Here is a 19,987-nt window from a genome sequence, read left to right as displayed (position 1 = left end):
GTGCGAATCCGACACGGTCACTCCCTTCCGAGGTCGAGTAGGCGCCGGGCGATGATGTTGCGCTGTACCTCAGCGGTACCGCCGTAGATGCTCGCCGCCCGCGAGTAGAGGTACTCCGTACGCCACGACGAGTCGTCGAGTTCCACCGCGCCGGGCAGCAGGTCGTGAACCGTGTCGTACAGGGTCTGTTCCGCGCCGGCCAGCAGCACCTTGTCGATCGATGTCTCGGGTCCGAGTTTCTCGCCGTCGCCCAGACGGTGCTGCGTGGCCCGCGAACGGCAGCGCAGCGTGTGCAGCGCCAGGTAGGCCTCGCCCATCTCCGCGTCCGCGGCCGCGCCGAGTTCCCTGACGTCGGTGATCAGCGCGTCGAGCCTGGAGTACAGGTGTGCGATGCGCTGCCAGAAGCACGTCGATCGCTCGTACGGCAGCAGGTCCATCGCGAGCTGCCAACCATCACCCGGCTTTCCGAGCATGCGGTCGGCGGACACCTCGACGTCGTCGAAGTAGACCTCGCAGAACTCGTCGACCCCGTGCATGGTGCGCAGTGGGCGGACGTCGATCCCGGGGGAGTCCATGTCGACGAAGAACGCGGTCAGGGCCTCGTGGTTCGGCGTGGATCGATCGCCGGTCCGGGTGAGCAGGATGCACCGCTTCGCGTACTGCGCGTAGCTGGTCCACACCTTCTGCCCGTTGACGATCCAACGATCACCCCGCTGCTCGGCCTTGGTGGTCAACGAGGCCAGGTCGCTTCCGGATCCTGGTTCGGAGAAGCCCTGACACCAGGTCTCTCGTCCGGAGAGCAAGAGGGGAACCATCTCGGCGGCCAGTTCCGGTCGGGCGTAGTCGATCATCGTCGGAGTGAGGACCTCGAGCATCGAGTACGGCCCGGGATCGTCGAGTCCACGGCCGACGATCTCCTCGCCCACGATCGCGCGCAGGATCATCGGCCCGCCCAGTCCACCAGCGGATTCCGGCCAGCCCCAGCGCATCCAGCCCGCGTCGTTCAGGGCGCCGAGGACGCGTTGGTGCTGGGCCAGGTGAGCGTCGAGTGAGTGATCACCGGGCGGGGTCAGGTCGTGTTCGCCGAGCCACGCGACGAGGCGGGCGCGGAAGTCGGTGGTGGTCGGGACGTCGGTGCTCGTGTCGGCGGTCATCCTGCCTCTGGCCTTCCGATCGCGTGCGGGCGACCGGAGTCGTGGTCGCCGTTGCGTCGGATGAACGTCATGGCCCTGGTCTTGAGTCGCCAACCGTCGTCGGTGCGCAGGTACTCGTCGCGGTAGTAGCCGATGCGCATGTCGTGCGAGGAGTGCTCGACGAAGCACAGCGGCTGCGTGCCGGTCGCGCGGTCCGGATCGTCAGCGTCGAGGTTCACCAGCGACGTGCCCGTCATGAACAGGCCGCTGGGAGCGGCTGCGACGAGTTCGGGAAACCGTGCCAGGGTGTAGGTCGAGCCGAAGGCGCTGTACGTGCCGTCGGGGGTGAAGACCTCGACGAGGCCCTCGACGTCGCCCTGGGTGATGGTCACCGCGTACTTCGCCAGGAGCTGCTGGATGTCGACGAGGTCCTCGGTGCGGGTCGTGCGCTGACTGTTAGGCACTGTCATGTCGGTAGACCTTACCGCCCTTCATTACAAAGTTGACATGCTGTGTAACGGAGATGTCCTCGAGCGGATCGCCGGGCACCGCAATGACGTCGGCGAGGTACCCCTCGGCGATCCGGCCGAGGTCGGTCCGGTTGATCAGATCGGCAGCCACGACCGTGGCCGCCCTCAGCACCGCGGCGGCAGGCATGCCCCAGTCGACGAGGGTGACGAGTTCGTCGGCGTTCTTGCCATGCGGGATGGCAGGTGCGTCGGTGCCGACCGCGATCTTCACGCCCGCCTCGTACGCGGCCTTGATCGACGTCTTGGCCTTCGGGAACATCTCGGCGGCCTTGTCCTGCAGCACCTTCGGAGCCTTGGACACGTCCATGGCCTCGGCGAGGCGGCGGGTCGTCACCAGGAAGCGCTCGTTGTCGACGAGCATCTGGATGGCCTCGTCGTCCATCAGGAAGCCGTGCTCGATGCAGTCGATGCCGCACGCGACGGCGTGCTTGACGGCCTCGGCGCCATGGGTGTGGGCGGCCACCCGCAAGCCACGGCGGTGCGCCTCGTCGACGATGGCGCGCAGCTCGTCGTCCGAATAGTGTTGTGCACCGGCCTCTCCGGTCAGTGACATCACCCCGCCGGACACGCACACCTTGATGAGTTGGGCACCGTGCTTGATCTGGTATCGCACGGCCTTGCGGACCTCGTCGACACCGTTGGCGATGCCCTCCTCGACCGTCAACTCCAGGGCGCCCGGCATGAAGGCGGCGAACATCGTCGGGTCGAGATGGCCGCCGGTCGGGGTGATCGCGTGTCCGGCCGGGACGACGCGGGGTCCCTCGATCCAGCCGTCCTCGATCGCCTTGCCGAGCGCGACGTCGAGCAGGTACCCGCCGGTCTTCACGAACAGGCCGAGGTTGCGCACCGTGGTGAAGCCGGCGCGCAGCGTGCGGCGGGCGTTGCCGACCGCGCGCAGCACGCGGGTCGGCGGATCGTCCTGGACCTGGGACAGGCCAGGAGATTCGCCGCGCCCACCCATGAGGAGGTTGACCTCCATGTCCATGAGCCCGGGCAGGAGGATCGCGTCGCCGAGGTCGATGACGGTCGACGACTCCGACGGATGGTCACCACCGATGCCCACGATGACACCGTCGGCGACGTGCACGACGCCGGGACGGACGATCTCGCCTGCGTCGACGTCGACGTAGCCGGCGGCCTTGAGCGTTGTCGGCGGTTGAGGGGGCACGCCTAGACCACCGGCTCCTTGATGAGGTCGATGTAGGCGGCGCCGCTGTCGAGGACCCGCGGCTGCTTCCACACCTCGATCGGGAAGCTGACCATCACGATCGACTGACCCAGGTGGACCAGGGCCTTGGCGTCCTCCGGCATCGACGCGAGCGGAAAGCGGGCGTCGACATAGACCATGATGTCCTCGAGTCGCGCCATGCCTGCGTCGTAGAACTCCTGCATCTCGGCCATCGTCGAGTTCAGGCGCTTCTGGTAGCGCTCCTCCTCGGTGGGCAGGCACCAGTCGGCGAACCGCTCCAGGTCGGCGAACTCCTCGGGCAACTTAGACACGTGCGGCGTCCTTCACGTCGGTGGTGGCGGCATGCTTGCCGTTCTGGGAACCGTTGGCCAGTTCGGCCTTGTACCTGTCCACGTACTGGTGCGCGGTCATGTGCAGGTGACGCAGCAGGATCTCCTGATCGCACAGCGGGAAGTCCTTGACGATCCTGGTGCCGATCTGGGTCTGCGTGGCCTCCAGGGTGTTCGCGTCCTGGAAGGCGTACTCCTTGAAGGTGACCGCGGCGAGTTCCTGACTCAGTCGCTCACGCAGGTTCTTCGGTGGCACGAAGTACAGATCGGCCTCGAAGATGTGCTTGTTCACGGCCGTCGGCCAGTAGTTGTAGGTCAGGTACCAACCCGGTGCCCAGAACAGCAGCGTGAAGTTGGGGAAGAACTCGAAGGAGTCGGTGCCCCAGCTCTTGTGCCGACCCGGATTGATGGCCGGCGGCAGTTCGTCGACCTGGATGCCGTCGATGTCGGGACGGTCCCACGGGCCGAACAGGCCACTGTGCAGAATCTGTTCGATCGGCTTGACCATGTTGATGTCCTTCGGCGGCGACATGCCGCCCCACGACGAGACCATCGAGTGGTCGCCCTTGATGTCGTAGGCCAGCGCTTCGAAGCCGAACTTGGCCAGCTTCTCGGCCTCCTCCTTCTCCGCCTGCTTCATGTGCAGGATCGGTGCGTGATAGAACTCGGTGAAGGCGTCGATGAAGAGTTTCCAGTTCGCGTTGATCTCCGAGCGGTAGCTGTAGTGCTCCGTCATCTCGTGATACGGGTAGCCCTCCAGGCCCTCGGCGAACTCGCCCAGGTACTCGCGCAGCGGCGCCGCGTCGTCGTCGAGGTTGACGAAGATGAAGCCCTCCCACACCTCGCAGCGCACCGACACCAATCCGTAGTCGGCCTTGTCGACGTCGAAGAACTCGCCCTCCTGCTGGATGAAGGTCAGGTCGCCCTTGAGCGAGTAGCGCCAGGCGTGGTACTTGCAGGTGAACTGACGGCAGGTGCCGGACACCTCTTCGCCGGGAAAGTCGGTCCACACCAGCTTGTTACCGCGATGGCGGCAGAAGTTGTAGAAGGACCGGATCTGCTCGCCGTCGTTGACGATGATGATCGACACGCCCGCTCCGGCCGACGGCAACTCACGGGTGACGTAGTTGCCCTTCTTGGGAATCAGCTCCACCCGGCCCATCTGGAGCCAGGTCCTCTTGAAGATCGCCTGCTGCTCGAGCAACCAGTGCTCGGGATCGACCGAGTCGGTGTAGTCGACCGGCGCCGTGCCCAGCTCCGGCCAGTGCTCGGTCCAGCTCCCCGCATCGGGTTTCTTGAAGAAGGCCATGTCGTCAGTTCTCCTGTTCCGGTAGTACGCCAAAGGTGTTGAACGCCATGGCCAGCAGGCCATAGCAGCCGACGGTGAAGACGAAGTCCATGCGTTGCGGCTCGTCCAGGTGCTGCGAGAGGATCGACCAGCTCGCGTCCGTCATGTTCGACTTCTCCTCGAGTTCGTCGACGGCGGTGATCACCGCCTGGTCGAACTCGTCGAGCCCCTCCCCACGAGTGACGGCCTCGATGGACGCGGAACTCAGGCCCACCTCGGTCCCCATCTCGACGTGGTGGATCCACTCGTAGTCGCAGCCGCGCCGGTGCGCGACGCGCAGGACGGCGAGTTCGCGAACGCGTGCGGGCAGCGTCGACCCGAACAGCAGGTAGACGTTGAAGCGCAGGAACGCTCGCGTCAGCTTGGGATTGCGCGCCAGGGTGGCCAGGGCCGTGCCCGGGTCACGCCGCTCCAGACGATCGGGGGACAGCATGACGGACATCGCCTTGACCACGTTCTCGTCCCAGTCCTCGGGCCCGATCGGTGTGACTCGCACGACGTCCTCCCTCCGGTCCTCGGCGCCATCTCGCGGTTATGAGAATCAGATTCTCATATTTGACCAATAGATTTCCACTTCTGGGCCGAATCGTCAACGAGACGGTCCGTCCGGGGCCGTGTGCAGGCAGTTCACGTTGCCGCGAGAAGGTCATCGGTGCAGCATCGATGACCTTTCCTCGATGCGAACACGTTGATTCTCGTAAGGTGAGAGGATAGTTTCCATAGAGAGAGAACGCGTGCTGATTCGACCGTTGCGCGGGTGTTCGAGCGTCGACCGAAAGGAACGTCCGTGAACAAGGACGACATGATCTTGATCAGCGTGGACGACCACATCGTCGAGCCGCCGGACATGTGGGCGAATCACCTGCCCGCCAAGTACCGCGACGAGGCGCCGCGACTGGTGCACAACGCGGACGGTTCCGACACGTGGCAGTTCCGCGACATCGTCATCCCCAACGTCGCGCTCAACGCCGTCGCGGGCCGGCCGAAGGAGGAGTACGGGCTCGAGCCGCAGGGCCTCGACGAGATCCGCAAGGGCTGCTTCGACGTCGACGAGCGGGTCAAGGACATGAACGCCGGCGGCATCCTCGGCTCGATGTGCTTCCCGTCGTTCCCCGGTTTCGCCGGACGCCTGTTCGCGACCGAGGATCCGGAGTTCTCCCTGGCGTTGGTGCAGGCCTACAACGACTGGCACGTCGAGGAGTGGTGCGGCGCCTACCCGGCGCGCTTCATCCCGATGACGCTGCCGGTGATCTGGGACGCCGAGGCGTGCGGGGCCGAGGTGCGGCGCAACGCGGCGCGCGGCGTGCACTCCCTGACGTTCAGCGAGAACCCGGCGGCGATGGGGTATCCCAGCTTCCACGACGACTACTGGACGCCACTGTGGGAGGCGCTGGTCGACACCGAGACCGTGCTGAACGTGCACATCGGGTCCTCCGGCCGCCTGGCGATCACGGCGCCGGATGCGCCGATGGACGTGATGATCACGCTGCAGCCGATGAACATCGTGCAGGCGGCGGCCGACCTGCTCTGGTCGGCGCCGGTGAAGAAGTACCCGACGTTGAAGATCGCCCTGAGTGAAGGCGGCACCGGCTGGATCCCGTACTTCCTCGAACGCGTCGACCGCACCTACGAGATGCACTCCACGTGGACGCACCAGGACTTCGGGGGCAAGTTGCCCAGCGAGGTGTTCCGGGAGCACTTCCTGACGTGCTTCATCGCCGATCCGGTCGGGGTGACGCTGCGCAACCAGATCGGCGTCGACAACATCTGCTGGGAAGCGGACTACCCGCACTCCGACTCGATGTGGCCGGGCGCCCCGGAGCAGTTGCACGACGTGCTGACCGAGAACGCCGTGCCCGACGACGAGATCAACAAGATGACCTACGAGAACGCGATGCGTTGGTACAACTGGGATCCGTTCACCCACATCAGCAGGGAGCAGGCCACGGTCGGCGCGCTGCGCAAGGCCGCCGAGGGACACGACGTGTCCGTCCAGGCGCTCTCCAAGCACGAGAAGAGCGGCACCAACTTCGCCGACTTCGCCGCCAACGCCAAGGAACTCACGGGCAACAAGGACTAGGCCTGAGGAGTGCTCGCCGGTGCGGGGGACCGCGCCGACGAGCGCTCTCGTGCGTTGTGATACATAGTCATTCGATGTTTCTAGGATGAGGAGAACACCGTGTCCGGTGGCATGAGCTTCGAGCTGAGCGACGACCAGGAACTGATCCGGAAGTCGGTCGCCGAGTTGGCCGGCAGGTTCGACGATCACTACTGGATGGAGAAGGACCAGAACCACGAGTTCCCTCGCGAGTTCTACGACGCCATCGCCTCGGGCGGCTGGCTGGGGATGACGATCCCCGAGGAGTACGGCGGTCACGGACTCGGCATCACCGAGGCCACCCTGCTCCTCGAGGAGGTCGCCCGCTCGGGTGCGGCGATGAACGGCGCCAGCGCCATTCACCTCTCCATCTTCGGCATGCAGCCCGTCGTCAAGCACGGATCCGAGGAGCTGAAGGCCGCGACGCTGCCGCGCATCGTGGACGGCGACCTGCACGTGTGCTTCGGCGTCACCGAACCCGGTGCAGGCCTGGACACCTCGCGGATCACGACGTTCGCCAAGCGCGAGGGCGACTCGTACCGCGTCAACGGCCGGAAGGTGTGGATCTCCAAGGCCATGGAGTCCGAGAAGATCCTGCTGCTCACCCGTACCGAGTCGCCGGAGTCCCTGGCCGCACGCGGCGCCAAGAAGACCGACGGGATGACGCTGTTCCTCACCGACATCGACCGCGACCACGTCGACGTGCGGCCGATCAAGAAGATGGGCCGCAACGCCGTCAGCTCCAACGAGGTGTTCATCGACGACCTGATCGTGCCGATCGAGGATCGGGTCGGCGAGGAGGGGCAGGGCTTCAAGTACATCCTCGACGGCCTCAACCCCGAGCGCATGCTGATCGCCGCCGAGGCGCTGGGCATCGGTCGGGTCGCCCTCGAGAAGGCCGTCAAGTACGGCAACGAGCGCGTCGTCTTCAACCGGCCCATCGGCATGAACCAGGGGCTGCAATTCCCGCTCGCCGATTCGCTGGCCCACCTCGACGCGGCAGAACTGGTGCTGCGCAAGGCGACCTGGCTCTACGACAACGGCAAGCCCTGCGGCCGGGAGGCCAACACCGCCAAGTACCTCTGCGCCGAGGCGGGATTCGGCGCCGCGGACCGGGCCCTGCAACTCCACGGCGGCATGGGGTACTCCGAGGAGTATCACGTGTCCCGGTACTTCCGTGAGTCGCGACTGATGAAGATCGCCCCGGTGAGCCAGGAGATGATCCTGAACTTCCTGGGCGAGCACGTGCTCGGGATGCCGAGGAGCTACTGATGGGGTCGGGCTACTTCGACCTGACCGGCCGCACGGCGATGGTCACCGGCGCCGGGGCCGGCGGCGGCATCGGTGCCGCCGTCGCCGCGGCGCTCGCACAGGCCGGTGCGGCCGTGCTCGTCACCGACATCGACGGCGATGCTGCGGCTGCGGTGGCCGAGGGGATCCGGGCCGGTGGCGGCACCGCCGACAGCGCCGCCCTCGACGTGGGCGACCGCGGTGCCGCGGACGCCGCCGCGGCGAAGGCCGCCGAACTCGGCGGCGGCGCCCTGCACATCCTGGTCAACAACGCGGGTGTCACTGCGCCGGCGATGTTCCCGAAGCTGACCGACGAGACCTTCCGCCTCACCTTCGACGTCCACGTGATGGGGACGTTCCACTGCACCCAGGCCGCACTGCCGTACATCCCCACCGACGGCACCGGCCGCATCATCAACGTGACGTCGGCCGCGGGGCTCACCGGGACGCTCGGTCAGGTCAACTACTCGGCGGCGAAGGCGGGCCTGATCGGCTTCACCAAGTCGCTGGCCCGCGAACTGGCCGCCAAGAACATCATGGTGAACGCCCTTGCGCCACTGGCCGCGACGCCGATGACCGAGACCATCCGCACCAACGAGAAGTTCGCGGCGAACATGATGAACCGCATCCCGCTCAAACGCTGGGCCGGCCCCGCCGAGATCGCCGGCGCGTTCGTGTTCATGGCGTCGGACGCCGCGTCGTACGTCACCGGGCAGGTACTGCCGGTCGACGGCGGAATGGTGATGTGACGGCGCACGATCCGCAGCGTCGGGCCGCACCGCTGGCGGGGGTCACGATCGTCGCGATGGAGCAGGCCGTCGCCGCACCCATGTGCACGCGGGTACTCGCCGACTTCGGCGCACGGGTCATCAAGGTGGAGAACCCCAACGGGGGTGACTTCGCCCGCGCCTACGACGACGTCGTCAACGGGCCCGGCGGGCTGGCCGCGCACTTCGTGTGGTGCAACCGCGGCAAGGAATCCGTCACGCTGAACACCAAGTCACCGGCAGGGCTCGACGTGCTGCACCGGTTGCTCGATCGCGCCGACGCGTTCGTGTCGAACCTGGCACCGGGAGCCACCGCGCGGCTGGGGCTCTCGCCCGCCGACCTCGCGACGCGGCATCCCGGAGTCATCCCCGTCGAGATCGACGGGTACGGCCCGGGCGGTCCGATATCGCACAAGCGCGCGTACGACCTTCTGGTGCAGGCGGAGTCGGGTTCGTGCGCCATCACCGGCCATCCCGGCATGCCGGCGAAGCCCGGCCCCGCGATGGCGGACTTCACGACGGGGCTCTACGCGGCGATCTCCATCCTCGCCCTGCTGTTCGCCCGCGGTGGCAAGCCGGCCGGGGCGGCGGCACCCTCGGTCGAGCTGAGCCTGTTCGACGTCATGACCGACGTGATGGGCTACGCGCTCACTTACACCCAGCACTCGGGCGTCGACCAGCAGCCGCTCGGGGTGGGGTCGCCTGCCGTCGCGCCCTACGGGGCGTTCCCCACCAGGGACGGGCAGACAGTCGTGCTCGGCACGACCAACGACCGGGAGTGGCAGCGCGTCGCGCGCGAGATCATCGATCGGCCGGACCTGGCCGACGATCCCCGGTTCGCGACCAACGGCGACCGCTGCGCCCACCGGGACGTCCTGGACGAGGCGATCGGCGCGTGGTGCGCCGAGCACGACCTCGCCGACGTCCAGGCCATCGCCGACGCGGCCGGGATCGGCAACTCCCGCTACAACCTGCCGAGCGAGGTCGTCGTGCACCCGCAGCTCGCCGCACGCGACAGATGGCGCACGATCGGCACGCCGGCGGGAGACGTCCCGGCGCTGCGGCCGCCACCGGTGATCAGCGACTTCACCCAGCCGATGGGTGCGGTACCCGGACTGGGCGAGCACACCGACGCGGTGCTGCGCGAATTCGGGCTCACCGACGAGGACGTGGCGCGGCTGCGTGCCGACGGCGTGATCGGCCCGGTCTACGGTGACTGACTCCGGCTCGCTGCTGTCCGAGGATCGCGGCGGCGTGCGGACGCTGACGCTGAACCGGCCCGACCGCAGGAACGCCCTCGACGCCGGGCTCTGGGTGGCGCTGGCCGACGCGCTGCGCGACCTCAAGCGCGACCGCGACGTCCGCGCGCTGATCCTCACCGGGGCCGGTGGCGCGTTCTGCTCCGGCGCCGACATCTCGGTGCCCGAGGACGTGCATCCGCGCTACAAGCTCGACCGGTTGACCGACGTCGCACTCGCACTGCACGAACTCGCCGTGCCGACCATCGCCAAGGTGACCGGCATCGCGGTCGGCGCCGGATGGAACCTGGCCCTGGGCTGCGATCTCGTGGTGGCGACGCCCGAGTCCAGGTTCTGCCAGATCTTCGCCAAGCGAGGTCTCTCGGTGGACCTCGGTGGTTCCTGGCTGCTGCCGAAACTGGTTGGGCTGCAACAGGCCAAGCGCCTCGTCCTGCTCGGAGAGATGATCGACGCCGAGGAGGCTCGCGCGCTGGGTCTGGTGACGTGGGTGGTGCCCGCCGACGGGATCGACGCCCACGTCGACGATCTCGCCGACCGGCTCGCCGCGGGCCCGCCGTTCGCGGTCGCGCAGAGCAAGGCCTTGCTCAACGACGGCGCGGACGCCACGCTGCGGCAGGCGCTCGCCAACGAGGCTCGGGCGCAACCGGGTAACTTCGCGACGGCGGATGCCGCGGAGGCCTATGCCGCGTTCGCCGCCAAGCGTGACCCGGAGTTCAGCGGGCGGTGGGCGATCCGGCCCGCAGGCACCGCGAACTCGGACAGAGGAACGGAGTAGTGGACATGCGGGAGACCGTCATCGTCGGAGCCGTGCGCACGCCGGTCGGCAAGCGCAACGGCGGGCTCGCCGACCAGCACGCCGCCGATCTCTCGGCCCTGGTGCTCAACGAACTCCTGGAGCGCACCGGTGTCGATCCCGAGGTCGTCGACGACGTCGTGTGGGGATGCGTCTCCCAGGTGGGGGACCAGTCGAGCAACATCGGCCGGTACGCCGTGCTCGCCGCGGGGTGGCCCGAGACCATTCCGGGCACGACGGTGAACCGCGCCTGCGGATCCAGCCAGCAGGCACTCGACTTCGCCGTGCAGGCCGTCATGTCCGGTCAGCAGGACGTCGTGGTGGCCGGCGGCGTCGAGGTGATGAGTCGCGTGCCGCTCGGTTCGGCGCGCGCCACGGGCATGCCCTACGGTCCGAAGGCCCTTGCCCGGTATGACGGATTCGGCTTCAACCAGGGCATCTCGGCGGAGATGATCGCTCGGCAGTGGAACCTGTCCCGATCCCGACTCGACGAGTACTCGGCCCGGTCGCACGAACTGGCGGCCGCGGCCCAGGACGCCGGCGCCTTCACCGACCAGGTCGTGCCGGTCTTCACCGAAGCCGGTGTCGTGACCGAGGACGAGGGCATCCGTCGGGGCACGACGCCGGAGAAGCTGGCCGGCCTCAAGCCCGCCTTCACCGACGACGGCGTCATCCACGCGGGGAACTCCTCGCAGATCTCCGACGGCGCCGCCGCACTTCTCGTCATGACCGCGGAGAACGCCGTGGCGCTGGGGCTGACGCCGCTGGCGCGCTACCGAGCGGGAGCGGTCACGGGTGCCGACCCGAAGCTGATGCTCACCGGGCCGATCCCCGCCACCGCGAAGGTGCTGCACAAGGCGGGAATCGACCTGTCCGAGGTCGGTGTGTTCGAGGTCAACGAGGCCTTTGCGCCAGTACCGCTGGCCTGGTTGGCCGACACCGGTGCCGACGAGGCGAAGCTCAACCCACTCGGTGGTGCCATCGCGCTCGGCCACCCGCTGGGAGCCTCGGGTGCGGTGCTGATGACGCGGATGATCCACCACATGCGGGACAACGGGATCCGCTACGGACTGCAGACGATGTGCGAGGGCGGCGGCACGGCCAACGCCACCGTGGTCGAACTGCTGCCCTGATCCTCGGCCGGCCGTTTCGACGGCCTGCGCGGGACGGTCGGTCCCGAAATTGATCCGGTGAGACCCTTGTCACAGGCGCGCAACCTACCTACTGTGTGTTCAGTTGGTTGGTTGACCGAAGGGGTCCAGTGTCCGCACCACAGGCAAGCGACGGGTCGTCGGTTCCCCGACCGTACGAGTCGCTGCTCGCCAAGGGGGAGGACCGCAAGGTCCGGATCCTCGCGGTCGCCGAACGGTTGCTCGCCCGTCACGGCTGGCGCAACACGTCGCTGGCGCAGATCGCGAAGGAGGCGGGAGTCAGCCCGGCCGGGCTCCTGCACCACTTCGAGTCCAAGGAGCAGCTGCTCAACGCGGTGCTCGACGCCCGGGACACCGATGACGACCTGCACGCCGACCGCTCCGGCGACCTGGTCACCGAGATCTGCCGGGTGGCCGAGCGATTCGACAGGGCACCGGAACTCGTCGGCACGTTCACGGTGCTCCTCGTCGAGAACATCGCTCCGGATGCCCCGCTGCACGGCCGGTTGCTGCAGCGGCAGCAGGCGGCAGTGGACATCGTGGCCGAGCTGATCCGCAAGGGGCAGGCCGCCGGCCGCTACCGCACCGACTTCGACGCGGCCATCAAGGCCGTCGAGATTCTGGCGTTCGTCAATGGAATGGAGACCGCATGGCTGCTCGATCCTTCGATTCCCCTCAACGACGTGTTCAAGGGTTACGGCGAGTCGCTGGCCCGCGACTTCACGCCGCAGGAGGCCGGGCGGACCACTCGGCTGGCGCGGAGTACGCCATGAGGTACCGACTCGACGTCGTCGCCACCGACATCCCCGAGGTGGTTCGCTACGCGGGCGGCTGGCTGGTCGACCGCGTGATGGCCGGATGGGACGTCACCGTCCTGCTCTCCGGTAGTGGCGACCTGCGCCCACTGGAGATTCTCGGCGTCGACGTGGCCGACCTCGAAGGGGCGCTGGAGATGTGGGCCGAGCGACCGCATCCGCAGACCGTCGCCGTCTCCTCGTGTCTGTTCGGTTCGGACGCACGCGTGCGGGAGGGCGTACTCAACGCGCTCGATCAGGGGATGACCGAGGTGACGCTGTGGGGTGAGCACTGGCCCGCCGAACTCGACGCGGTCGGTTCGGTCGAGCATCGGCTCAGCGCGGCGGCGCGGGCGTTCAAGGCGCAGGCACTGGCGGCCGCCGACGTCGCCGACTCGGTGTCCGTCGATGGCGCCGAGACGTTCCTCTGCGGTGTCATGGCGTGTCCGTCGGTGGCGGCCGACCTGGTCCCCGCCAGCTGACCCGGCGACGTCAGCCGCGGACGTCGATCAGCACCTTGCCGATCGCGCGGCCCGCGGCGACGTGCCGAAGCGCGGCCGACGCCTCGTCCAGGGGGTAGGTCGCGCCGACGTGCGGCATCACGCGCCCCGTCGCCAGCAGCTCGTGCAGTTCGCGTTCGTTGCGCGTGAACTCGTCGGGGTCGACGTCCTGGAACTGGAAGCCCAGGATCGCGATTCCCTTGACCAGCACCAGGTTCAGGGGGATGCGCGGGATATCGCCCGAGGCGTATCCCATGGTGACGAACCGACCGCCGCGGCGCAGCGACCGCAGCGCCGGCTCCGACAGCGTGCCCCCGACCGGGTCCAGCACCGCCGCGCATCCGTGCGGTAGGACGTCGCGAAGTGCCTGGCGCAGGTCGCCGTTGCGGTGGTCGATCGCGTGGGATGCGCCGTAGGACGTCGAGACGGCGAGCTTCTCGGCCGACGACGCGACCGCGGTGACCGTTGCGCCCATGATCACCCCGAGCTGGACCGCGGCCAGACCCACCCCGCCGCCTGCGCCGAGGACCACGAGGTCGTCGCCGGGTGCGATGCGCGCGACCGACCGCAGCGCGTGGTGGGCGGTGCGATGACCCACTCCTCCGGCGGCCGCGCGCGCGGCGTCGACGCCGTCGGGGGTGCGGACCAGCCCGGTCGCGGGTGCGGCGACCAGTTCGGCGAACGCGCCGACCATGCCGGTGCCCGTCACGCGGTCGCCGACCGCGAGACTGCCGGTGTCGCCGCGGGTTTCGACGACCACGCCGGCGTACTCACTACCCGGCACGAAGGGCGGCGGCACCCTGATCTGATACGTGCCCGCGATCAGGAGCACGTCGGGAAAGTTGACGGCCGCCACGTCGACCCGGACGAGCGCCTCACCGTCGGCGAGGGTCGGTGCCGGCATCTCCTCGATCCGCACGACGTCGGGTGGCCCGTGGGCCGGGCATACCGCAGCTCGCATCACCCGGTGTAGTCGGTTGACTCGGCCAGCTCGGCCGCCGACGCCATCAGATCGGTGACGACCGGGCCGAAGGCGAGCAGCTTCTCGTCGTCGCCTGCCCGCTGGAAGCCCTGCTCCAGCACGATCGCCAGCTTCCACTTGGCCAGCACCAGGTAGTAGTCGAGGTCGTCCACCTGTCGGCCGGACACCTCTGCGTAGTGCGCGACCACCCGGTCGCGGCTGGGCATCCCGCGCATGTCGACGTAGTTCATGTCGCCGGGCTCGGGCGCGTCGCAGTCCGTGGGCCAGCTCTGCACCATCCACGCGAGGTCGAGCTTGGGATCACCGACGGTGCCCATCTCCCAGTCGACGAGCGCTGCGAGACGGGCGGGTGCGCCGTGTCGGTACATCACGTTCGCGAACTGGTAGTCGCCGTGCATGAGGCCCGGCACGAAGTCGAGCGGTTGGTGAGCCTTCAGCCAGCTCGTCGCCACCTCGAGGCCGGGTAGGTCGCGTGCTCTGATCCGCTCGAGGAAGCCGGTCCACCGGTCGACCTGCCGCTCGTGGAAGCCGTCCGGGCGGCCCAGGTCGTGCAGGCCCCTGGCGCGCCAGTCCACCCGCGACAGCAGCGCGATGCCCTCGGCCAGTTGATGGCTCAGGCCGGCCCGGGCCTCGAGGTCGTTGTCGAAGGGCGCCGGCCACCGGCCTGGCTCGTCCATGGGTGACCAGCCGTCGACGAAGCCCATCAGGTAGAACGTGCGCCCCAGGACGCCGGCGTCGTCGCACACCGCGATCGCCGTGGTGTGCGGCACGTCGGAGCCGTCGAGTGCCTCGATGATGCGCCACTCACGCAGAATCCCCCTGTCCCGGTCCGGCGGTGCGCCGGGCGGTGGCATGCGGATGACGCACTTCTGGTCGCCGCGGGTGAGTTCGTAGATCACGTTCTGGGTGCCGCCGGAGAGGAAGCGGGCCGTCAGGGGTTCGCCGACACCGGGGAGGCCGGCGTCGTCCATCCACGCGGCCAACCGGGTGACGTCGATGGCCGGATCGCTCACAGTTCGGCCGCCGCGAGGTCGAGGAACTCCGCGAACCGCTGTCGGGCCTCGTCGCGCTTGCGGGGCAGCCACTCCGAGGGCCATACGTCGTCGGTGGCACGGTAGTCGCGCAGCACCTGCTTGGCGACGGTCGTCTTGTGCACCTCGGTGGGACCGTCGGCCAGTCCCATCACCGCGGCGCCGGTGACCATTGCCATGAACGGCATCTCGTTGGTGACGCCGAGTGCCCCGTGCACCTGCATGGCGCGCCACGCGATGTCGTGCAGCACCGTGGGCATCACCACCTTCACCGCTGCGATGTCCTTGCGGACCCTCTTGTAGTCGTTGAATTCGTCGATCTCCCACGCGGTGTGCAGCACCATCAGTCGGAACTGCCGCAACTGTGCGTAGGAGTCGGCGACGTACCCCTGCACCACCTGCTTGTCGGCGAGCAGGGTGCCTGCGGTCGTCCTGCTCAGGGCGCGCTCGCACATCATGTCGATCGCCTTCTGCGCCAGGCCGATCGTCCGCATCGCGTGGTGGATGCGGCCGCCACCCAGTCGGGTCTGGGCGATGACGAACGCCTGCCCCTCGCCGCCGAGCAGCGCCGTCTCGGGCACGCGCACGTCGTCGTAGTGGATGAGCGCGTGGCTGCCCTCGCCCTCGGCTTCCCCGTAGAGACCGCTGTTGCGCACGATGCGCACGCCCGGGGTGTCGGTCGGCAGCAGGAACATCGACATGCCCTGGTACGGGCTGACGTCGGGGTTGGTGACGACCATGACGATCAGGAACGACGCGGTACTGGCGTTGGACGAGAAGTACTTCCAGCCGTTGATCACCCAGTCGTCGCCGTCGCGGACCGCGCGGGTGGTGAACTGCGTGGGGTCGGCGCCACCCTGCGGCTCGGTCATCGAATAGCTGGAGAACAGCTCGCCCTCGAGCAGCGGCCGCAGGTAGCGGTCCTTCTGCTCCGGGGTGCCGTAGTGGGCGATGATCTCCGCGTTGCCGGTGTCCGGGGCCTGGCAGCCGAAGACGATCGGCGCCCATTGCGAGCGGCCGAGGATCTCGTTCAGCAACGCGAGCTTGAGCTGGCCGTATCCTTGGCCGCCGAACTCGGGGCCGAGGTGTGTCGCCCACAGACCCTTCTGACGGACCTGCTCCTTCAGCGGATCGACCACGGCACGTCTGGCGTCGTCGAGCGGTGTGAACTGCAGGTGCGGCCAGATGAGGTCGAGGGGCTCGACCTCGGTGCGCACGAAGTCATCCGCCCAGTCCAGCTGTGCCTGGTAGTCGGGGTCGGTCCGGAAGTCCCACATGGCGCCTCCTCGGCGGTGATCGGGTTCTAGTGGCAGTGCGCGTAGCCGTCGACGAGCATGACGATGTCCGCGGTGACGACGTCGGCGAAGGACCTCTCACCGAATGCGCCTGCGGCCCAGTGTCGTGCGCCTTCGCTCACCAGCGTCTGTGCGAGATAGGCGAGGTGTGCGACGTCGGCGTCGTTCGGCGCCGAGCCCAGCCTTCCGTCGGCGGCGGCACGGGTGAACAGCTCGGTGAACATGTCGGTGTCGTGTCCGAGACGGACACCGTCGGCGAGCAGTCGGTGCTCGTGGCGATAACCCTCGAGGATTGTCTCGATGATCAGATCGCGCGGGTTGCGCGCCATCGACTTCTCGAATGCCCGGAGCGCGGCGGCGATCACCGCACCGATCTCGTAGTCTCCGTCGAGCAGCGCGTGGATCGCGCGGTGCGCGGTCTGAGTGGACACGACGCCCACCTCGAACAGGACGTCCTCCTTGCGGGGAAAGTAGAAGTAGAACAGCGCCTTGGAGACCCCGGCGGCCGTGCAGATCTCGGCGACCGTCGTGTGCGAGTAGCCCTTGGTTCGCCACAGCGCCATCGCGGCCTGCACCAGCATCCGCTTGGTCTCGTGCGACTTGGCCCGCTGGAACGTTGCGCGCCGCTGACCGTGGTCAGCACCATTGCCGCGGTGAGTGGTGGGCATCTTCGGACCATAGCGCGGTTCGGCGAAGCTGACCAGAGTCAGACCAACCGGCAGCGCGCAAATCCACGGCAGACTCGTGGCATGACGACGGCACTGCGTGTGGCAGCACTGGCGTTCGGGCTGCTGGCACTGGTCGCGGGAGGCCTGCAGCTGTGGGCATACGTGGCGAGCGATGGCGTCCGCCACCTGATCGTCGGCATCTTCGCGGTGGCGGTGGGGCTCAGCGTGTTCGTCGCCGTTGGCTCGAAGGCACGCGGCCGCCGGCGGTGAGTGCCACTGCTACGCGACGGGCGGATCGAGGGGACCGGCCCTGCGCGTCAGATGGTCGATCTGGAGGTAGGTGGCGTACAGCACCAACGGGGGCAGGACGATGAACGGGACGTTCTCGGCGATGAACTTGAACCCGAGGCCGAAGGCGCCCTGTCCGATGTCGGCGAAACCGGCGCCCACTTCCGAGATGAAGTAGACCGCCGTGCTGCTCATGAGGATCGCCACGCCCGCGAACGTCACCCAGAGGCAACGGATCCGTGCCTCGGTGGCCAGCTGGGGACGGATCAGACGCGTCCACATGACGAACACCGTCGTCCCGGTCAGTACGCCGACGATCTCCAGCGCGAAGATCCACGGGTTGCCGCTGACGTAGCGGGTGTCGGCCAGTCCGTACTGCCACCACAACCACTTCCAGCCGGGATCGGTGGTCGGCGCCCAGAGGCCCAGCGGGTGGCCGATGAGGAACATCAGCTCGTAGCCGATCTGGCTGCCCGCCGTGTACGGCAGGTAGAACAGCGTGAGTTCGGCAGCCCGGTCGAGACGAGTTCGCTTCTCGCCGGGTGCATCCCACAGGATCACCAGGGGGAGGAGCAGCACGGGAACGCCGAAGATCAGATTGACGACCACGTCTGTGGTGAACGTCGGGGGGATGAGATCGATCTGCACGCCGATGGTCATCAACAGGAACACCGCGAAGGTGAACAACCCGGTGTACAGGTAGATGCGCCCACGGTGGGGTGCGACCGGCCGAGCGAAGTTCGTCTCGTGCTGCTGCACAGTCGTCATCGACGTCCACCTCCGCGGTCCGGAATGGCAATCTCACCTACTTGCCACGTGGCAGCATATCGACGGGACACCGTCTGGGGAACCGTATGGCCGACCGAGGTGTCAACGCCGGGCACGAGGTGCCGCGAGTTCCTGCAGTGCCGACACGAAGAGCTCGTCCATCCGAGGGCTGAGCGCGGCGAGCGTGGCGGCGTGGGCATGACTCGCCGGACCGAAGACCCGTCGCAGCGATTCTCCATCGGTGGCGGCGCCGATCGACAGACACAGGCAGCCCATGCCGTCTGCCCGAAGTTCGTCGAGGGCCCTGCGCACGTCCGCCTCTGCGTACCGATCCTCGTAGCCGTCGTCGTAGGGGTGACCGTCCGACAGCACCAGGAGGAGTCGATTGGGGGTTCCGGAGTCGCGCTGCAGGATCGCGGCGGCGCCGCGGATGCCGGCACCGAGGCGGGTGTATCCCGCGGGCTGCAGGTGATCCAGGCGGGCCCGGCTGAGCGCTCCGAAGCGCTGCCCGAACGTCTTGATCGCGGGCAGGTGCACGGCGTTGCGCCCGTGGGAGCGGAACCCGTACACCGCGACGCGGTCACCGAGTTCTTCGAGTGTCGCTGCGAGTGTGGCAGCCGCGCGGCGTTGATGTTCGTGGACGGCGAGGCCCTCCAGATCGGCGTCGGTCGCCGAGCCCGATGCGTCGAGCAGGACGAGCACGCCCAGATTTCGGGCGACCCTGCGGCGTTCGGTGTAGACGTGCTCGTCCGGTGAGTGTCCGGATCTGAGATCCACGGCGAGGTTCACGAGCGCCTCGGTGTCCACATCGTCACCGTCGGGTCGGGCACGCAACGCCCTGGGGCCCAGCCCGACGCGCGAGAGTCGTTGCCGCAACACGGCGTCGCAGAGTACGCCGGCACCCGGGACGTCCGCACCGGTGATGACCGGGAAGTCGACGACCCGGCACCAATCCTCGCGATATCGGTTGCCGTACACGTCCCACTCCGGGTACCGGGCGCCGCGAACGCCGAGGGCGCTGCCGGATCGCTCGTCACCGGTGAACACGATCGGGGTCGGCGACGGCCGTGCGGCCCCGCCGGTGGCCGATGCGCGCCGGATCGAACCGACGCTCAACTCGCCGCCGGCGCCGTCGCTCCCGGGGGACCGCGAGCTGCCGAACAGCGCGCGCAGGAACCGTGCCGGTGCCTGCGCCCCGACCGGAAGCTCGAACAGTCTCAGGATCCGGCTCTTCCCGGACGGCTCGTCGTCCTCGTCGCCCTCGTCCACGCCGGCGGCGTCCGCGGGGTCGAACGTCAGCCGGGGACCTCCCTCGGCGGCGGAGGAGCCCGCCGGCGTCGGTGCGCGCATCAGCACCGAGGGACGGATGGTGCCGAACCACTCGGGCGCGGCCGCGATCGACGTTCTGCTCGAAGCGATGTCGAGGGACTCCTCGGCGGAGCACGTTCGGGCGTCGCCCTCGCACACGGCGGCTGCCAGAGGCAGGCGCGGCACGAGGTCGACCAGCACGCGGCGGCCCTCCAGTGCCAGGTAGCGCCGTGCCACCGCGGGCCGTCCCCGCAGGTGCCGCAAGTGCCGACGATCGAAGCTGCCCGCACCCAGCAGAGCGCTCTGCACCAGGACCTCGCGACGCTGGTGGTCGGCGCTGCGGTCCGCCGAGACGAAGATCACCTGCCCGTCGGTATGGGCGGACTGACCATCAGCGGCTGCCGCGACGTCGACGTGCCGTCCTGCGACGACGCTCGCGAGGAAGCGGAACCGTTCGGGCCCCATG

21 protein-coding genes are annotated in these 19,987 nt (G+C 68.2%); 9 read left to right on the top strand and 12 right to left on the bottom strand.

What is annotated here, in order from left to right; all coding sequences use genetic code 11:
• Positions 1–17 precede the first annotated feature (17 nt).
• The 6 genes from G6N64_RS25240 to G6N64_RS25215 are packed head-to-tail and all read right to left on the bottom strand — an operon-like array spanning position 18 to position 5,025.
• The gene (locus G6N64_RS25240; RefSeq protein ID WP_163800544.1) at positions 18–1,154 is read right to left on the bottom strand and encodes an acyl-CoA dehydrogenase family protein; all 1,137 of its coding nucleotides are present in this window, start codon (positions 1,152–1,154) and stop codon (positions 18–20) included.
• Positions 1,151–1,603, bottom strand: coding sequence for a nuclear transport factor 2 family protein (locus G6N64_RS25235; protein WP_163800543.1), 453 nt, complete (start codon positions 1,601–1,603; stop codon positions 1,151–1,153). The genes G6N64_RS25240 and G6N64_RS25235 overlap by 4 nt, the downstream gene beginning before the upstream one ends.
• Positions 1,590–2,831, bottom strand: a complete 1,242-nt coding sequence (locus G6N64_RS25230; RefSeq protein WP_163800542.1) for a metal-dependent hydrolase family protein — start codon at positions 2,829–2,831, stop codon at positions 1,590–1,592. The genes G6N64_RS25235 and G6N64_RS25230 overlap by 14 nt, the downstream gene beginning before the upstream one ends.
• A 2-nt stretch (positions 2,832–2,833) precedes the next feature.
• Positions 2,834–3,163 carry a hypothetical protein gene (locus G6N64_RS25225; protein WP_163800541.1) on the bottom strand — a complete coding sequence of 110 codons (330 nt, stop codon included), beginning with the start codon at positions 3,161–3,163 and terminating at the stop codon, positions 2,834–2,836.
• Positions 3,156–4,490: an SRPBCC family protein gene (locus tag G6N64_RS25220; protein WP_163800540.1), complete on the bottom strand. Its 1,335-nt coding sequence runs from the start codon at positions 4,488–4,490 to the stop codon at positions 3,156–3,158. Before G6N64_RS25220 ends, G6N64_RS25225 begins: the two co-directional genes overlap by 8 nt.
• Positions 4,491–4,494: 4 nt before the next feature.
• Positions 4,495–5,025: a carboxymuconolactone decarboxylase family protein gene (locus tag G6N64_RS25215; RefSeq protein WP_163800539.1), complete on the bottom strand. Its 531-nt coding sequence runs from the start codon at positions 5,023–5,025 to the stop codon at positions 4,495–4,497.
• Between the two features lie 291 nt (positions 5,026–5,316).
• On the opposite strand from G6N64_RS25215, the gene G6N64_RS25210 reads away from it, so the two are divergent.
• The 8 genes from G6N64_RS25210 (at position 5,317) to G6N64_RS25175 (ending at position 13,163) form a co-directional block, all read left to right on the top strand.
• Positions 5,317–6,609 (top strand): amidohydrolase family protein, encoded by a 1,293-nt coding sequence (locus tag G6N64_RS25210; protein WP_163800538.1) that lies wholly within the window; start codon positions 5,317–5,319, stop codon positions 6,607–6,609.
• A 111-nt stretch (positions 6,610–6,720) separates the two neighbouring features.
• Positions 6,721–7,899, top strand: coding sequence for an acyl-CoA dehydrogenase family protein (locus G6N64_RS25205; protein WP_163802111.1), 1,179 nt, complete (start codon positions 6,721–6,723; stop codon positions 7,897–7,899).
• Entirely contained in the window at positions 7,899–8,666 is a 768-nt protein-coding gene (locus G6N64_RS25200) for an SDR family NAD(P)-dependent oxidoreductase (RefSeq protein ID WP_163800537.1), read from the top strand. The genes G6N64_RS25205 and G6N64_RS25200 overlap by 1 nt, the downstream gene beginning before the upstream one ends.
• Positions 8,663–9,904 carry a CaiB/BaiF CoA transferase family protein gene (locus G6N64_RS25195; protein WP_163800536.1) on the top strand — a complete coding sequence of 414 codons (1,242 nt, stop codon included), beginning with the start codon at positions 8,663–8,665 and terminating at the stop codon, positions 9,902–9,904. Before G6N64_RS25200 ends, G6N64_RS25195 begins: the two co-directional genes overlap by 4 nt.
• Positions 9,897–10,718 (top strand): enoyl-CoA hydratase/isomerase family protein, encoded by an 822-nt coding sequence (locus G6N64_RS25190; protein ID WP_163800535.1) that lies wholly within the window; start codon positions 9,897–9,899, stop codon positions 10,716–10,718. Before G6N64_RS25195 ends, G6N64_RS25190 begins: the two co-directional genes overlap by 8 nt.
• Positions 10,719–10,723: 5 nt before the next feature.
• The gene (locus G6N64_RS25185; RefSeq protein WP_163800534.1) at positions 10,724–11,869 is read left to right on the top strand and encodes a thiolase family protein; all 1,146 of its coding nucleotides are present in this window, start codon (positions 10,724–10,726) and stop codon (positions 11,867–11,869) included.
• A gap of 128 nt (positions 11,870–11,997) precedes the next feature.
• The gene (locus G6N64_RS25180; protein WP_163800533.1) at positions 11,998–12,660 is read left to right on the top strand and encodes a TetR/AcrR family transcriptional regulator; all 663 of its coding nucleotides are present in this window, start codon (positions 11,998–12,000) and stop codon (positions 12,658–12,660) included.
• Positions 12,657–13,163: a hypothetical protein gene (locus G6N64_RS25175; RefSeq protein WP_163800532.1), complete on the top strand. Its 507-nt coding sequence runs from the start codon at positions 12,657–12,659 to the stop codon at positions 13,161–13,163. The genes G6N64_RS25180 and G6N64_RS25175 overlap by 4 nt, the downstream gene beginning before the upstream one ends.
• A 10-nt stretch (positions 13,164–13,173) precedes the next feature.
• Here the strand turns inward: G6N64_RS25175 and G6N64_RS25170 are convergent, their stop codons facing one another.
• From G6N64_RS25170 to G6N64_RS25155, 4 genes are read right to left on the bottom strand one after another with little or no spacing between them, the layout of a single operon-like run.
• Positions 13,174–14,142, bottom strand: a complete 969-nt coding sequence (locus G6N64_RS25170; RefSeq protein ID WP_163802110.1) for an NADPH:quinone oxidoreductase family protein — start codon at positions 14,140–14,142, stop codon at positions 13,174–13,176.
• Positions 14,142–15,134 (bottom strand): phosphotransferase family protein, encoded by a 993-nt coding sequence (locus G6N64_RS25165; protein WP_276018664.1) that lies wholly within the window; start codon positions 15,132–15,134, stop codon positions 14,142–14,144. Before G6N64_RS25165 ends, G6N64_RS25170 begins: the two co-directional genes overlap by 1 nt.
• 38 nt (positions 15,135–15,172) lie before the next feature.
• On the bottom strand, positions 15,173–16,471 hold the full coding sequence (locus G6N64_RS25160) for an acyl-CoA dehydrogenase family protein (protein WP_163800530.1): 1,299 nt from the start codon (positions 16,469–16,471) through the stop codon (positions 15,173–15,175).
• Positions 16,472–16,497: 26 nt separating this feature from the next.
• Entirely contained in the window at positions 16,498–17,157 is a 660-nt protein-coding gene (locus G6N64_RS25155) for a TetR/AcrR family transcriptional regulator (RefSeq protein ID WP_246230795.1), read from the bottom strand.
• Between the two features lie 81 nt (positions 17,158–17,238).
• Here G6N64_RS25155 and G6N64_RS25150 point away from each other — a divergent pair, with 81 nt between their 5' ends.
• Positions 17,239–17,427, top strand: coding sequence for a hypothetical protein (locus G6N64_RS25150; RefSeq protein ID WP_163800529.1), 189 nt, complete (start codon positions 17,239–17,241; stop codon positions 17,425–17,427).
• A gap of 9 nt (positions 17,428–17,436) precedes the next feature.
• Here the strand turns inward: G6N64_RS25150 and G6N64_RS25145 are convergent, their stop codons facing one another.
• Entirely contained in the window at positions 17,437–18,213 is a 777-nt protein-coding gene (locus G6N64_RS25145; protein ID WP_163800528.1) for an emopamil-binding protein, read from the bottom strand.
• A 102-nt stretch (positions 18,214–18,315) separates the two neighbouring features.
• Positions 18,316–19,986, bottom strand: a complete 1,671-nt coding sequence (locus tag G6N64_RS25140; protein ID WP_163800527.1) for a nitric oxide reductase activation protein NorD — start codon at positions 19,984–19,986, stop codon at positions 18,316–18,318.
• Position 19,987 lies beyond the last annotated feature (1 nt).

The sequence above is a fragment of the Mycolicibacterium sediminis genome (genome assembly GCF_010731735.1).
In the GTDB taxonomy this organism is placed as follows: Bacteria; Actinomycetota; Actinomycetes; order Mycobacteriales; family Mycobacteriaceae; genus Mycobacterium; species Mycobacterium sediminis.
This window is presented reverse-complemented; position numbering and strand designations above follow the sequence as displayed.

Excerpts from the sequence above, each read along its gene's own strand:
- G6N64_RS25240 (WP_163800544.1), bottom strand. The coding sequence starts at position 1,154 with ATGACCGCCGACACGAGCACCGACGTCCCGACCACCACCGACTTCCGC.
- G6N64_RS25235 (WP_163800543.1), bottom strand. The coding sequence starts at position 1,603 with ATGACAGTGCCTAACAGTCAGCGCACGACCCGCACCGAGGACCTCGTC.
- G6N64_RS25220 (WP_163800540.1), bottom strand. The coding sequence starts at position 4,490 with ATGGCCTTCTTCAAGAAACCCGATGCGGGGAGCTGGACCGAGCACTGG.
- G6N64_RS25205 (WP_163802111.1), top strand. The coding sequence starts at position 6,721 with ATGAGCTTCGAGCTGAGCGACGACCAGGAACTGATCCGGAAGTCGGTC.
- G6N64_RS25200 (WP_163800537.1), top strand. The coding sequence starts at position 7,899 with ATGGGGTCGGGCTACTTCGACCTGACCGGCCGCACGGCGATGGTCACC.
- G6N64_RS25185 (WP_163800534.1), top strand. The coding sequence starts at position 10,724 with ATGCGGGAGACCGTCATCGTCGGAGCCGTGCGCACGCCGGTCGGCAAG.
- G6N64_RS25175 (WP_163800532.1), top strand. The coding sequence starts at position 12,657 with ATGAGGTACCGACTCGACGTCGTCGCCACCGACATCCCCGAGGTGGTT.
- G6N64_RS25170 (WP_163802110.1), bottom strand. The coding sequence starts at position 14,142 with ATGCGAGCTGCGGTATGCCCGGCCCACGGGCCACCCGACGTCGTGCGG.
- G6N64_RS25165 (WP_276018664.1), bottom strand. The coding sequence starts at position 15,134 with ATGGACGACGCCGGCCTCCCCGGTGTCGGCGAACCCCTGACGGCCCGC.
- G6N64_RS25160 (WP_163800530.1), bottom strand. The coding sequence starts at position 16,471 with ATGTGGGACTTCCGGACCGACCCCGACTACCAGGCACAGCTGGACTGG.
- G6N64_RS25155 (WP_246230795.1), bottom strand. The coding sequence starts at position 17,157 with ATGCCCACCACTCACCGCGGCAATGGTGCTGACCACGGTCAGCGGCGC.
- G6N64_RS25150 (WP_163800529.1), top strand. The coding sequence starts at position 17,239 with ATGACGACGGCACTGCGTGTGGCAGCACTGGCGTTCGGGCTGCTGGCA.
- G6N64_RS25145 (WP_163800528.1), bottom strand. The coding sequence starts at position 18,213 with ATGACGACTGTGCAGCAGCACGAGACGAACTTCGCTCGGCCGGTCGCA.
- G6N64_RS25140 (WP_163800527.1), bottom strand. The coding sequence starts at position 19,986 with ATGGGGCCCGAACGGTTCCGCTTCCTCGCGAGCGTCGTCGCAGGACGG.